14 protein-coding genes are annotated in these 12,532 nt (G+C 52.7%); all 14 read left to right on the forward strand.

What is annotated here, in order from left to right; all coding sequences use genetic code 11:
• The first annotated feature begins 106 nt into the window (after positions 1-106).
• The 14 genes from RHD99_RS05465 (at position 107) to RHD99_RS05530 (ending at position 12,468) form a co-directional block, all read left to right on the forward strand.
• Positions 107-595 (forward strand): DUF1441 family protein, encoded by a 489-nt coding sequence (locus tag RHD99_RS05465; protein WP_134183317.1) that lies wholly within the window; start codon positions 107-109, stop codon positions 593-595.
• Positions 595-2,700, forward strand: coding sequence for a phage terminase large subunit family protein (locus RHD99_RS05470; protein ID WP_374708460.1), 2,106 nt, complete (start codon positions 595-597; stop codon positions 2,698-2,700). Before RHD99_RS05465 ends, RHD99_RS05470 begins: the two co-directional genes overlap by 1 nt.
• Complete coding sequence (locus RHD99_RS05475) at positions 2,697-2,915, forward strand: DUF6148 family protein (protein ID WP_309877820.1); 219 nt, start codon at positions 2,697-2,699, stop codon at positions 2,913-2,915. The genes RHD99_RS05470 and RHD99_RS05475 overlap by 4 nt, the downstream gene beginning before the upstream one ends.
• Positions 2,912-4,417, forward strand: coding sequence for a phage portal protein (locus RHD99_RS05480; protein ID WP_309877821.1), 1,506 nt, complete (start codon positions 2,912-2,914; stop codon positions 4,415-4,417). The genes RHD99_RS05475 and RHD99_RS05480 overlap by 4 nt, the downstream gene beginning before the upstream one ends.
• Positions 4,386-6,383, forward strand: coding sequence for a ClpP-like prohead protease/major capsid protein fusion protein (locus RHD99_RS05485; RefSeq protein ID WP_309879081.1), 1,998 nt, complete (start codon positions 4,386-4,388; stop codon positions 6,381-6,383). Before RHD99_RS05480 ends, RHD99_RS05485 begins: the two co-directional genes overlap by 32 nt.
• An 82-nt stretch (positions 6,384-6,465) precedes the next feature.
• The gene (locus tag RHD99_RS05490; RefSeq protein WP_309877822.1) at positions 6,466-6,789 is read left to right on the forward strand and encodes a DUF2190 family protein; all 324 of its coding nucleotides are present in this window, start codon (positions 6,466-6,468) and stop codon (positions 6,787-6,789) included.
• Positions 6,782-7,057, forward strand: a complete 276-nt coding sequence (locus tag RHD99_RS05495) for an ATP-binding protein (protein WP_309877824.1) — start codon at positions 6,782-6,784, stop codon at positions 7,055-7,057. Before RHD99_RS05490 ends, RHD99_RS05495 begins: the two co-directional genes overlap by 8 nt.
• Before the next feature lie 8 nt (positions 7,058-7,065).
• Positions 7,066-7,620, forward strand: coding sequence for a phage tail protein (locus RHD99_RS05500; RefSeq protein WP_309877825.1), 555 nt, complete (start codon positions 7,066-7,068; stop codon positions 7,618-7,620).
• Positions 7,617-8,015, forward strand: a complete 399-nt coding sequence (locus RHD99_RS05505) for a phage minor tail U family protein (protein ID WP_309877826.1) — start codon at positions 7,617-7,619, stop codon at positions 8,013-8,015. Before RHD99_RS05500 ends, RHD99_RS05505 begins: the two co-directional genes overlap by 4 nt.
• 7 nt (positions 8,016-8,022) lie before the next feature.
• Positions 8,023-8,760 carry a phage tail protein gene (locus tag RHD99_RS05510; protein WP_309877828.1) on the forward strand — a complete coding sequence of 246 codons (738 nt, stop codon included), beginning with the start codon at positions 8,023-8,025 and terminating at the stop codon, positions 8,758-8,760.
• Positions 8,761-8,797: 37 nt separating this feature from the next.
• Positions 8,798-9,205, forward strand: a complete 408-nt coding sequence (gene gpG / locus RHD99_RS05515) for a phage tail assembly chaperone G (RefSeq protein ID WP_309877830.1) — start codon at positions 8,798-8,800, stop codon at positions 9,203-9,205.
• Positions 9,206-9,213: 8 nt separating this feature from the next.
• The gene (locus RHD99_RS05520; protein WP_309877832.1) at positions 9,214-9,528 is read left to right on the forward strand and encodes a phage tail assembly protein T; all 315 of its coding nucleotides are present in this window, start codon (positions 9,214-9,216) and stop codon (positions 9,526-9,528) included.
• A complete protein-coding gene (locus RHD99_RS05525) occupies positions 9,509-12,010 on the forward strand; it encodes a phage tail tape measure protein (protein ID WP_309877833.1) in 2,502 nt (833 codons plus the stop codon). Before RHD99_RS05520 ends, RHD99_RS05525 begins: the two co-directional genes overlap by 20 nt.
• Before the next feature lie 59 nt (positions 12,011-12,069).
• On the forward strand, positions 12,070-12,468 hold the full coding sequence (locus RHD99_RS05530) for a hypothetical protein (RefSeq protein WP_309877834.1): 399 nt from the start codon (positions 12,070-12,072) through the stop codon (positions 12,466-12,468).
• The last annotated feature ends 64 nt before the right edge of the window (positions 12,469-12,532 follow it).

Consider the following 12,532-nt stretch of genomic DNA (forward strand, 5'->3'; position numbering starts at 1 on the left):
GCTAGTTTTCATGATCTAGGGTCATCATCATCATGTGCGTAAGTTGCTGTTTTATTTAAATAGCAAATTACAAAGATGTCGAAACGTTTAAAAAGTGTTCACCATCATGGACCAGGAAGTAGCTACCCAGAAACTCAACATCAATCAACTCGCCGGGATTACTGGTGTTCATCGCCAGACCGTCGCCGCCCGTCTTAAAAACGTCCCTCCGGCTCCCGGCAGCAACAGCAAACTGAAGCTCTATCTCATCACTGATGTGTTAACTGAGCTGATGATCCCGAGCGTTTCCGTATCCACTGAAGATATGCAGCCATCCGACAGGCTTTCGCACTGGAAAGCCGAGAACGAGCGCCTCAAGTTCGAGCAGGACACCGGTCAGTTGATACCGGCGGATGAAGTGGCGCGCGAATTTTCTGTCATGGCGAAAGCTGTGGTGCAGGTTCTCGAAACACTGCCGGATATCCTTGAGCGTGACTGCGCACTGACTCCTGTCGCGGTGAGCAGGGTGCAAAGTGTGATTGATGATTTGCGTGACCAGATCGCCCAGCGCGTTCTGGACGCTGAACCGGAGGAGGAAGAGCCAGAGGAGGACTGATGGCGAAGCGGGCATCTGCCCGGGGCATCCGCAGGGATGTGCCTGGAATACTTCGTGCCCCAAGCCGCATGCTGGTGGCCGATGCGGTCAGTGAATACATGCGTGTCCCGATGGGGGCAGGAAACTCAGTCCCATGGGACCCGAATTTGGCCCCGTACGTTATCGAGCCAATGAACTGCCTGGCATCGCGTGAGTATGACGCGGTGGTCTTTGTCGGACCTGCGCGTACCGGTAAGACGATTGGCCTGATTGATGGCTGGGTGGTTTATAACGTCGTCTGTGATCCGTCCGACATGCTGATTATCCAGATGACGGAAGAAAAGGCGCGTGAGCACTCCAAAAAGCGTCTCGACCGTACTTTTCGCTGTAGCCCGCAGGTAGCAAAACGACTCAGCCCAAGACGTAACGACAACAACGTTTACGACCGGACATTTCGTGCAGGTAACTACCTCAAGATAGGCTGGCCATCCGTCAACATCATGTCCTCATCAGACTACAAATGCGTGGCACTGACGGACTATGACCGCTTCCCCGAAGATATAGACGGGGAGGGCGATGCCTTTTCCCTGGCATCGAAACGTACAACCACTTTTATGTCTTCCGGTATGACGCTGGTGGAAAGCTCTCCTGGGCGTGATATCCGCGATACCAAATGGCGTCGCAGCTCAGAGCATGAAGCGCCCCCAACGACCGGAATTTTATCTCTGTATAACCGAGGTGATCGCCGTCGTTGGTACTGGCCGTGCCCGCACTGTGGTGAACATTTCCAGCCAGAGATGAAAGCTATGACCGGGTATCGCGAAATCAGCGACCCGGTAAAGGCAAGCGAAGCTGCTCATATTATCTGCCCGTCGTGCGCCGGTGTGATAACCGCCGATATGAAACGCAGCCTGAACATGAAAGGTATCTGGTTGCGTGAAGGTCAACAAATTGACCGTGATGGCAACATTACGGGTGAAGCCCGTCGTTCTCGTATCGCTTCTTTCTGGATGGAAGGTCCGGCCGCTGCTTATCAGAGCTGGCAGCAACTGGTTTATAAGCTGCTGACGGCTGAGCAGGAATATGAAGTCAACGGCAGCGAAGAAACACTCAAGACGGTTATCAATACCGACTGGGGATTACCTTATCTGCCGCGATCCAGCATCGAGCAGCGCAAAGGTGAAGAACTTCAGCTGCGTGCGGAGACTGTTGAGAAACGAAGAGTACCGGCTGGCGTGCAATTTCTGGTGGCGACCGTCGATGTGCAGGGCGGGAAGAACCGCCGGTTTGTCGTTCAGGTGGTGGGTTATGGTGCCCAGGGTGAACGCTGGATTGTTGATCGCTACAACATCACCCAATCCATACGCTGCAATGCTGAGGGTGAAAGTCACCACATTGACCCGGGCAGCTATCCCGAAGATTGGGATTTACTGCGTACCGATGTCCTCGACAAAACCTGGGCGCTCGATGGCGAACCCGGCAAGCGTATGAGCCTGATGGCCATGGCAGTGGACTCTGGTGGTGAGGATGGGGTTACCGATAATGCCTATGCATTCTGGCGGCGTTGTCGCCGTGATGGGTTACAACGGAAAGTCCGCTTATTCAAAGGGGATGGCAAAGCTCGCGCCAAACTGATCACTGAAACCTTACCGGATAACACGAACCGTTCTGCCCGACGTGCGCGAGTGGCGGGTGATGTTCCTCTCTATCTTCTTCAGACCAATGCTCTTAAGGACCGGATCAACAACGCGCTATGGCGTGATGTGCCGGGGCCGAACTATGTGCATTTTCCGGACTGGCTGGGCAGCTGGTTCTACGACGAACTGACCTATGAGGAGCGCTCAGTTGATGGGAAGTGGGAAAAGCCCGGTAAGGGCGCTAACGAAGCATTTGACCTTATGGTGTATGCGCACGCTCTGGTCATTTTGCATGGCTACGAAAAGATTAAATGGCCTGATGCGCCAGAGTGGGCGCGTCGTGAAACCTATCTTGTGGATGAGTCCGCAACGGATGCGCCAGTTGTGGCATCAACTGCGAAACCGCTACCGGCAGTATCTGCAACAAAGACAACGAAACCTGCCCGTGAATCGGCGTGGGCACCATCTAATTCAGGAGGCTGGGTGTGACGCTTAATGATATTCAGGACATGATCCGACGCTACACCGAAGCAGAGATGGCAATCCTTCAGGGGAAATCCATCATCTTCAATGGTCAGCAGATGACTATGGAGAACCTCAGCGAGATTCGTAAGGGTCGCCAGGAGTGGGAGCGTAAGCTTTCTATGGCTAACGCGACCAGTGGTGGTCGTAGTGGGTTCAAACTGGCGAGGTTCCCACGATGAGTTCGCTCGACAATCTGATTGGTTTGTTCTCTCCTGGCTGGAAAGCCGAAAGACTCAAATCCCGCATGATGATCCGGGCTTACGAGGCGGTACTACCTACCCGAACGCACAAAGCGAAGCGTGAAAACCGTTCTGCCAATCAACTGACTCAGTTTGGTGGTCGCTCGCTGCGAGAACAAGCGCGCTGGCTCGACTGCAATCACGATTTAGTCATTGGCCTGCTGGATAAACTTGAAGAGCGCATTGTCGGGGCGAAAGGGATCATTGTTGAACCTCAGCCGTTACTTAAAAGCGGAGGCCTGGCCACAACACTTGCCACAGATATTCGTACCAGATGGGCAGAATGGTCAGTTTCACCCGATGTTACCGGGCAATTTACACGCCCCGTACTCGAGCGACTGATGGCGCGAACCTGGTTGCGCGACGGGGAAGTCTTTGCCCAACTGGTTAGCGGTACCGGAACCGGATTAAGCCCGGTTGCGGGTATACCTTTCTGGCTGGAAGCGCTGGAGCCTGATTTTGTGCCGATGGATCGTAGCGACCCGGCTAACAAACTATGTCAGGGCGTCTACCTCAATAACTGGGGGCGACCAACCAAATATATGGTGTTCAAAAACCTCCCAGCAGAAGGCATGAAGCTGGGTGACACCAAAGATATTGGCGCAGACAGTATGCTCCACCTGAAATTCATGCGTCGTCTTCACCAGATCCGTGGGAATTCATTACTTGCAGGTGTACTGATGCGTCTTTCCGCGCTCAAAGAGTACGAAGATGCAGAGTTGACGGCTGCTCGTATTGCTGCGGCGTTGGGTATGTTCATCAAAAAAGGGGATGGGCAGTCTTATCCGGAAGATGGTGCTGGTGGTGAAAGAGAACTGAACATTGAACCGGGCATGCTGTTTGACGATCTGCGCCCCGGTGAAGATATCGGGATGATTAAATCTGATCGCCCGAACCCCAACCTCGAAACCTTCCGCAATGGTCAGTTGCGAGCTGTCGCCGCAGGCTCACGCGGTAGCTTTTCCAGCATCGCCCGTAATTATGACGGTACCTACAGCGCGCAACGGCAGGAGCTGGTGGAGTCAACCGAAGGCTATTTCATTCTCCAGGATGCCTTCATTGCCGCTGTGACCCGTCCCATGTACCGCGCCTGGCTGAGTATGGCCATTGCCTCCGGACAAATCACCGTTCCGGCTGGTGTGGATAAAGAATCGCTCTACAGCGCAGTATTCTCCGGTCCGGTGATGCCGTGGATTGATCCGGTAAAAGAAGCGAACGCCTGGCGGATCCTGCTGCGGGGTGGCGCTGCAACAGAAAGCGAATGGGTGCGTGCTCGAGGCGCTAACCCGGATGATGTGAAACGACGCCGTAAAGCGGAAGTCGATGAAAACCGCAAACAGGGGCTGGTATTCGATACCGACCCGGCTAATGACAAAGGAGCCACCAGTGGCCAGGAAGAAAAACCGGGTAATGAACCGCCCGAAAGCCAGCGCAAAAAATAGCTGGTTCCGGATGCAGGCCAGCAATGAAAGCGAAGCCGACATCTATATCTACGATGAAATTGGTTACTGGGGTGTGACGGCAAAGCAGTTTGTGGCCAACCTCAAAGCACTGGGTGATATCACCCATATCAACCTTCACATTAACTCCCCGGGTGGTGATGTCTTTGATGGCATCGCCATTTTTAATGCCCTGAAACACCACGGCGCATCGATTACCGCCTATATCGACGGTCTGGCTGCATCGATGGCATCGGTCATCGCCATGGTGGGTAATCCGGTTATCATGCCGGAAAACACCATGATGATGATTCACAAGCCCTGGGGCTTCACCGGTGGTGACGCGAATGACATGCGCGATTACGCCGATTTGCTGGATAAGCTCGAAGGCGTACTTATCCCGGCATACATGGCTAAAACCGGAAAGTCTCAGGAAGAGATTGCCGCCATGCTGGAGGACGAAACATGGCTATCCGGTGCTGAATGTCTGGCTCTGGGTTTTGCCGACGAAGTTACTCCATCCCTTCAGGCTATGGCCTGTATCCAGTCAAAACGTATTGAGGAATTCGAGAAGATGCCACGCACAATTCGCAACATGATCACCCCTCCACGCAACACTGCAGCGCGTGAACCACAGCAAACTACCCCTGCGCAGACAACTACGGCGCCAGAAAACACTAACGCAACTGAAATTCGCCAGCAGGTGCTGGCGGAGCAGAAAGCCCGCGTAAACGGAATTAAGGATTTGTTCGCTATGTTTGGCGGCAAACACCAGGAGCTACAGGAGCAGTGTGTTTCTGATGTTGAATGCTCCATTGCTCAAGCCAAAGATAAGCTGCTGGCTGAACTGGGTAAGAGCGCAACACCTTCCAACAAAACCACCCAGACTCAAACGCAGGCGCATGTTTACGCCGGTAACGGTAACTTCGTTGGTGATGGTATTCGCCAGGCACTGATGGCGCGAGCAGGTTACGAAGACATGCAGCGTGATAACGTCTACAACGGTACAACGCTGCGTGAGTTGGCCCGTATGTCACTGACTGAGCGTGGTTTTGGCGTGGCGTCCTATAACCCGATGCAAATGGTTGGCTTTGCACTGACCCACAGCACTTCTGATTTTGGCAATATCCTGCTGGATGTGGCAAACAAAGCGCTGTTGCAGGGTTGGGATGAAGCGGCAGAAACCTTCGAGCAGTGGACCAAAAAAGGCCAGCTCTCTGACTTTAAAACGGCTCACCGCGTCGGCATGGGCGGTTTCCCGTCTCTGCGCCAGGTGCGTGAAGGTGCAGAGTACAAATACATCACCACAGGCGATAAAGGCGAAACCATCGCGCTGGCCACTTATGGTGAAATCTTCTCTGTGACCCGCCAGGCCATTATTAACGACGATCTGAATCAGCTGACCGATGTGCCGATGAAGATGGGTCGCGCAGCCAAGGCTACTATCGGGGATCTGGTTTACGCCACACTGACGGCAAATGGCAAACTGTCCGATGGTAAAGGGCTATTCCATGCTGACCACAGCAACCTTTCTAGTGGCGCTATCTCGACTGCATCTCTTGATGAGGGGCGTAAATTGATGCGCCTGCAGAAAGAAGGCAAGCGTGCACTTAATATTCGTCCGGCTTACGTTCTGGTGCCAGTGGCGCTGGAAACACTCGCAAACCAAACCATTAAATCAGCCAGCGTGAAAGGTGCTGATGTGAATGCCGGTGTGATTAACCCGATCCAGAACTTTGCTGAGGTTATTGCCGAGCCGCGTCTGGATGATGCTGATGCGGCTGCGTGGTATCTGGCCGCTGCACAGGGTACTGACACCATCGAGGTGGCGTATCTGAATGGTGTGGATGCGCCATACATCGACCAGCAGGAAGGTTTCACCACTGACGGTATCGCGACGAAAGTGCGCATCGATGCAGGTGTGGCGCCACTGGATTATCGTGGTCTGGTGAAATCCACCGGTAAGTAATCAATACCTCCCTCCAGTGGCCCGAAAGGGCTTTTTTTATGTCTGAAATATGGCTCCCTGCCGGGGGCCATGGAGCTTACCGATGAAAAATTATCTCCAGGATGGTCATACTATCACCCTTAAAAATACGGGAACTGATGCCATTCTCAGTGGTACTCCCGTGCCTGTCGGCGATGTGCTGGCCGTGGCGATTGCCGATATTCCTGCAGGAGGATATGGCGAGGGGATTACCAGCGGTGTGGTCGTATTGCCGAAACTGGCTGCCGACAACATTCCCCAGGGAAAAGCGCTCAACATTAAAGACGGAAAAATCCAGATTGATGCAACGGGCGCGACTCCGGCCGGAAAAGCCTGGGAGGCGGCAGCGGCAAATACCACTACGGTTGCCGTTCGTCTGAATGGCTAGCCCTTTTGCCCGGTTTGCGGCGCGGATGGATGCGGCGACAGTGACCGTAATGGGGGAGCCGGTTCTGATAAACGGTGAATCTTCCAGTGCTGTAGAAAGTCAGTTTGTCGCCGAAATGGGACCGTTGATTGGTGATGGCCTGTCGCTGGTGGTGTTCTCCACCACGCTGAAACCCCGAAAAGGTGACGAAGTCATCTGGCGAGAAAAGACCTATAAAGTCACTCGCCAGCAGCTCTTTAACGGGAAACCTCAAATCTGGATTGAGTAGGAGGCAGCATGTCCATCAAAGGACTGGAGCAGGCCATTGCCAATCTCGACAGCATCAGTAAAACCGCCGTTCCCCGCGCATCCTCACAGGCCATCAACCGTATTGCTACTCGCGCCATCAGTCGTAGTACCCGTGAGGTGGCGAAGGACACAAAAGTACAGCGAAAGCTGGTGAACCAACGAGCCAGACTTAAAAAAGCGACGGTGAGGAAACCGCAGGCCACCATCAGGGTGAACCGCGGAAACCTGCCCGCCATCAAGTTAGGTCCGGCCAGTGTTCGCTTGTCCCGGCGTAAGCGGGATAAACACGGAGTGCGTAGCGAGTTACGGGTGGGGCGCTTCCGTTTCCCGGGGGCATTCATCCAGCAGTTAAGTAACGGTCGCTGGCATGTTCTGCAACGAACAACGGCGGCGCGCTATCCACTGAAAGTGGTCAGTATTCCGCTGGCTGAGCCACTGACCACCGCCTTTAAGGCGCAGAGCACCAGGCTGCTGGAAACGGACCTGCCAAAAGAACTGGGTGCCACGCTTCGCAATCAACTCCGACTGGTACTGATTAAATGAAACATCCGCAAATCCGCTCGGCGATACTCGCTGCGCTAAAAAACGGAATTATCGAGCCCGTCACCTGGTTCGATGGCCGACCTGCCGTTCTCGATCCAGAAGACCTCCCCGCGCTGGCCGTTTACTTAACGGATGCGCAATCAACGGAAGATTCCATTGATGAGGATATGTGGAGTGCCATTCTGCATGTCGAAGTTTTCCTGAAAGCCACCGAGACAGACTCTGCTCTGGATGAGTGGATGGAAAGTCGCATTTATCCCAACTTAGAAAGCATCCCCGGCCTGAGTGACCTTGTTGAAACCATGTCACCGCAGGGCTACGACTACCAGCGCGATGATGAAATGGCGACGTGGGGCTCTGCTGATATGAAATATTCACTCTCTTACATAATGTGAGGAATTTATGCCTACCCCGAATCCGCTTGAGCCCGTAAAAGGTGCCGGTACCACACTCTGGATGTACACCGGCAGCGGTGATGCTTATGCGAACCCAACATCTGATACTGACTGGACCCGAACGGCAAAAGTTAAAGAGCTGACGCCCGGTGAGTTAACCGCTGAATCTTATGATGATACTTACCTTGATGATCCGAATGCGGACTGGTCGAACACCGCGCAGGGGGAAAAGTCTGCCGGTGAAGCGAGCTTTACCCTGGCCTGGAAGCCAGGCGAGTCTGGCCAACAGAGTCTGGTGGACTGGTTCTACGCCGGTGATGTCCGCGCATACAAAATTAAGTACCCGAACGGCACTGTCGATGTGTTCAAAGGGTGGGTAAGTAGCCTGGGTAAAACCATCCCGGCAAAAGAAGTGATCACCCGCTCGGTGAAAATCAGCAACAACGGTAAACCGTCACTCGCGGAAGAAACCCGTGCGCCGGTTGTCGCCGTCACGGGGGTAACCCTTGATAAAACCACGTCCACGATTGCCGTGGGTGCGAAAGATACTGTTAACGTCACCGTCAACCCTGTGGGGGCCACCGATAAAACCTTCCGTGTATCCAGCTCTGACCCAACCAAAGCAACTGTCACGGTTAACGGCAACGTGCTGAGCATCACGGGTAAGGCAACCGGTGCGGCTGAAATCATTGTGATGACGAACGACGGCCTGTTCGTGGGTATCGACAAAGTCACCATTTCCTGATGAAAGGGGCTGCGGCCCCTGTTTCCCGGAGTCACTCATGTTTCTGAAATCTGCGCCGTTTGAATTTAATGGCCATACCGTCACGCTCTACGAACTGTCCGCGTTGCAGCGAATTGAGCACCTGAAATACTTCGCCGAACTGAATAAAGACCTGCCTGATAATGTTGATGAAGCAGAACATTATCATTTGCTGGTGGCGCGAAATATTCACGCCGGGGCTCGGCTGGTCGCCATGTCTCTCTGGCAGGCTGACATTGCCGGTCCTGGTGTCGAAACCTTACATCAGCAGGTGATGTCTGGCTGGTCACCAGAAATGATTGGTGCGGCTGAATTTATGGTCAAAAAGCTATCCGATATGCTCCCGCCAGACCCGGTACCCGTTACTGATGATAATCAGGCGGAGCAGGAAGACATTACAGCGGAAAAGCCTACGCCGGTGAGCTGAATTTCGTTATGAAGCTGGCGAGGGAGTTTAACCGTCCTGACTGGCGCAACATGCTCGCCGGCATGTCATCTTCTGAGTTTGCAGAGTGGGGCAACTTTTACAGCCATCAGTATTTTCAAACTGATCAGCTCGATACCCACTTTTCTCGTCTGAGTCATCTTGTCGTGTCAATGCTCTGCAAAGACATCGATGTTACCCCTCGTGATTTTAGTCTTCTCGATCTGCCTGTTGATATGCAAGCACCTGGTGAGATGGATGACGACACCATGATGTCACTCGCTGAAAGTTTAGGAGGTATGCGCTATGGCCCAGGCAGTGGGTGATCTGGTCGTCGACCTTAATCTGGATGCGGCAAAATTCCAGGAACAGGTTGAACGGGTCAAAAAGTCGTTTGGTGGAACCGGTAAGGCGGCGAATGATGCTGCGCTTCAGGTGCAACAGTCATTTTCTAAACAGGAAGTTGCAGCGAAAAAAGCAGGCCTGTCTGTGGGGCAGTACAGCAACGCCATGCGGATGCTACCTGCACAGTTTACCGACGTGGCCACGCAGCTGGCAGGTGGACAAAGTCCCTGGCTGATCCTGCTCCAGCAGGGCGGGCAGGTGAAAGACATGTTCGGCGGTATCAGGCCGATGTTTTCAGCTTTGCTGAGTACCATCTCTCCGGCTGCTCTGGGAATTGGCGCGCTGGCTGCCGCAACGGGCACGCTGGCATATTCGTTTTATCAGGGTTCTGCCACCCTTTCTAATTTCAATAAAACACTGGTGCTGTCGGGGAACACAGCAGGATTAACCGCGCTTCGTATGCAGAGTATTGCCGAAGCGGGTGAAAAGTCGGGTCTGACCTTCAACCAGACAAGCGAGGCATTAACCGCCCTGGTCAATTCGGGTGTGCGGGCCGGGGCAAACTTTGAAGATCTGGCGGTTTCCGTCGCGAAATTTACCAGCGCTTCCGGATTACCGGTTGAGAAGGTGGCTGAAGCCTTCGGTAAACTGGCAAATGATCCCGCTTCGGGTCTGCTGGCCATGGCGCAGCAATTCCATAATGTCACCGCTGAACAGGTTGCGCATGTTGCCGCACTCCAGCGTTCAGGTGATGCCGCGGGTGCGTTACAGGCGGCAAATGAGGTAGCTACTGCCGGTTTTAACGAGCAGAGTAAGTCTATCCGCGACAACATGGGCACAATTGAATCCGCGGCTGACTCATTATCTAAAGCATTCAAATCGATGTGGGATGCGGCGCTGGATATCGGGCGTCCGGATACCTCCGAGCAGATGCTGAAGAAAGCGCAGGATGCTTTCGATAAAGCAGACAAAATCTGGAGCCTGCGTAAGAACGACCCATTTGTTAAAGATGATGCCCGGGCGAGTTACTGGACTGACAGAGAGCAGGCTCGCGTGGCGCTGGATATGGCGCAACAACAAGCCCGTAATTCCCAGTTGGGTCTGGAAAATGCAAAGCGTGAAGCGAACGCAGAAGCCGACAAACTGAAATACGCGCAGCAGGCGCAGGCGAATTACACCAAATCACAGTCTGCGATTGAGAAGTACACCGCACGCCAGAACGAACTGAACAAGGCACTTAAAGAAGGGCGTATTGTTCAGGCTGACTACAACGTCAACATGGCTGCCGCCAAAAAAGAGTATGAGGATTCGTTAAAGAAGCCGACGAAAACACGTACGCCTGGCGGCACAAAACTGACGGATAGCACTAACGCTCAGACCCTTGAGCTCCAGACCCAGCTTGAGGTGCTCAGCCAGCATTCTGGTATTAACGACAAAATCAGTCAGCAGCGCCAGGAGCTCTGGAAGCAGCAGGCCAAATTCACCATTCTTGAACAGGCATCCCGTACCCGCACGCTCAGCGATGATGAAAAATCGCTGTTGGCCAATAAAGACAAGGTGCTGGCACAGGCTGAGATAAACGCGCGCCTGGGCGACCAGATTGTTATTCAGGAACGACTTAACCGCCTCCAGGATGCATCGCAGAAATATGTCACACAGATGGGAGAAAAGACCAAAGCGTTATCTGAAAGCGCTGGGCAGAACAGTCGTGCCATCCAGCGACGCCTGGAGGAAGCGCAACTGTTGCAGGGCTGGAAAAATGCCGGTGGTGCTGAAGGTGATCAAGGTTACCAGAATGAGCTGGTGGCGCTAAGAGGCTATTACGGTGAGCAGGATAAGCTGCGCAATGATTGGGTAGCGGGCGGGAAAACCGCCTGGGCTGATTACGTTGATTCGGCGGGTAATGCATACGGACAAATGCAATCAGTTGCCACTGCAACATTCGATGGTCTTGGTAAAGGGCTGTCAGACATGCTGATGAGCAGTAAGTCGAATTTTGCTGATTTCACCAAATCTATCCTGAGTATGTTGACGCAGATCCTTATCAAGCAATCGCTGGTAAGCGGCGTGAACTCTCTTTTTGGATTAGAAGCCAATGCAAACGGGGGCGTTTATAACTCTGCCAGCCTCAGCGCATACAGTGGCAAGGTCGTCAGTAAACCCACATTATTTGCTTTTGCAAAAGGCGCAGGCGTTATGGGTGAGGCGGGTCCAGAGGCCATATTACCTTTACGTCGTGGAGCTAATGGTAAATTGGGTGTCGTCGCTGGTTCTTCTGGTGGTGGGATTCATATTGAAAGCAATGTGTATGTCCAGGGTGATAAATCAACGTCACAAACAACAGGTAGCGATGATGCTGTAGGTAGGGCATATCAGCAGACGATTGATTCCAGCATTCAGGAAGGTATCCGGAAGGCATTGCGGCCTGGCGGGATTATATGGAGTGCGAATCAGAAGCGATAGTTACTTTTATTTCACCCCTGGTTAGTATGTGCAAAATCATAACGCTCAAAGGGATGATAATGAAGCGCTTATTAATTGCCTGTATTGTAATTGGCTTAACCGGCTGCGCTGATAGGCCGTTTGTTCCAACCTCTACAATTTATAATCATTCGTTCACTAAACAAACGGATGATTCCACACATATCCGCGTTCATAGAATCAAACAGCTTACTGGTTCTGGATTAGGTGAGGATTGTCCTCTTGTTTTAAAGGTAGACGATATTGAAGTTGCTGGTCTTCAGCAAAACCAATATATAGATTTTTACTTAACTCGGGGTGAACATGACATATCAGTTAGATTTTCATGCGCACTTACTGCGTGGAAAAAATCTTTAACGTTGAATGCAGATGGTAAATACAGGGAATACCAAACGGAGTTAGGAACGGCAGGACAATATAGATTGCTCCAAATAAATTAATAAATGAAAAAGCCCTGATTGGGGCTTTTTTGATTTAGAACTTCTTACAGGTTTGATTTTCTTT

Source organism: Buttiauxella selenatireducens (genome assembly GCF_031432975.1).
Taxonomy (GTDB): Bacteria; Pseudomonadota; Gammaproteobacteria; order Enterobacterales; family Enterobacteriaceae; genus Buttiauxella; species Buttiauxella selenatireducens.

Excerpts from the sequence above, each read along its gene's own strand:
- RHD99_RS05525 (WP_309877833.1), top strand. The coding sequence starts at position 9,509 with ATGGCCCAGGCAGTGGGTGATCTGGTCGTCGACCTTAATCTGGATGCG.
- RHD99_RS05520 (WP_309877832.1), top strand. The coding sequence starts at position 9,214 with ATGAAGCTGGCGAGGGAGTTTAACCGTCCTGACTGGCGCAACATGCTC.
- RHD99_RS05490 (WP_309877822.1), top strand. The coding sequence starts at position 6,466 with ATGAAAAATTATCTCCAGGATGGTCATACTATCACCCTTAAAAATACG.
- RHD99_RS05480 (WP_309877821.1), top strand. The coding sequence starts at position 2,912 with ATGAGTTCGCTCGACAATCTGATTGGTTTGTTCTCTCCTGGCTGGAAA.
- RHD99_RS05470 (WP_374708460.1), top strand. The coding sequence starts at position 595 with ATGGCGAAGCGGGCATCTGCCCGGGGCATCCGCAGGGATGTGCCTGGA.
- RHD99_RS05530 (WP_309877834.1), top strand. The coding sequence starts at position 12,070 with ATGAAGCGCTTATTAATTGCCTGTATTGTAATTGGCTTAACCGGCTGC.
- RHD99_RS05465 (WP_134183317.1), top strand. The coding sequence starts at position 107 with ATGGACCAGGAAGTAGCTACCCAGAAACTCAACATCAATCAACTCGCC.
- RHD99_RS05500 (WP_309877825.1), top strand. The coding sequence starts at position 7,066 with ATGTCCATCAAAGGACTGGAGCAGGCCATTGCCAATCTCGACAGCATC.
- RHD99_RS05505 (WP_309877826.1), top strand. The coding sequence starts at position 7,617 with ATGAAACATCCGCAAATCCGCTCGGCGATACTCGCTGCGCTAAAAAAC.
- RHD99_RS05485 (WP_309879081.1), top strand. The coding sequence starts at position 4,386 with ATGAACCGCCCGAAAGCCAGCGCAAAAAATAGCTGGTTCCGGATGCAG.
- RHD99_RS05510 (WP_309877828.1), top strand. The coding sequence starts at position 8,023 with ATGCCTACCCCGAATCCGCTTGAGCCCGTAAAAGGTGCCGGTACCACA.
- gpG (WP_309877830.1), top strand. The coding sequence starts at position 8,798 with ATGTTTCTGAAATCTGCGCCGTTTGAATTTAATGGCCATACCGTCACG.
- RHD99_RS05495 (WP_309877824.1), top strand. The coding sequence starts at position 6,782 with ATGGCTAGCCCTTTTGCCCGGTTTGCGGCGCGGATGGATGCGGCGACA.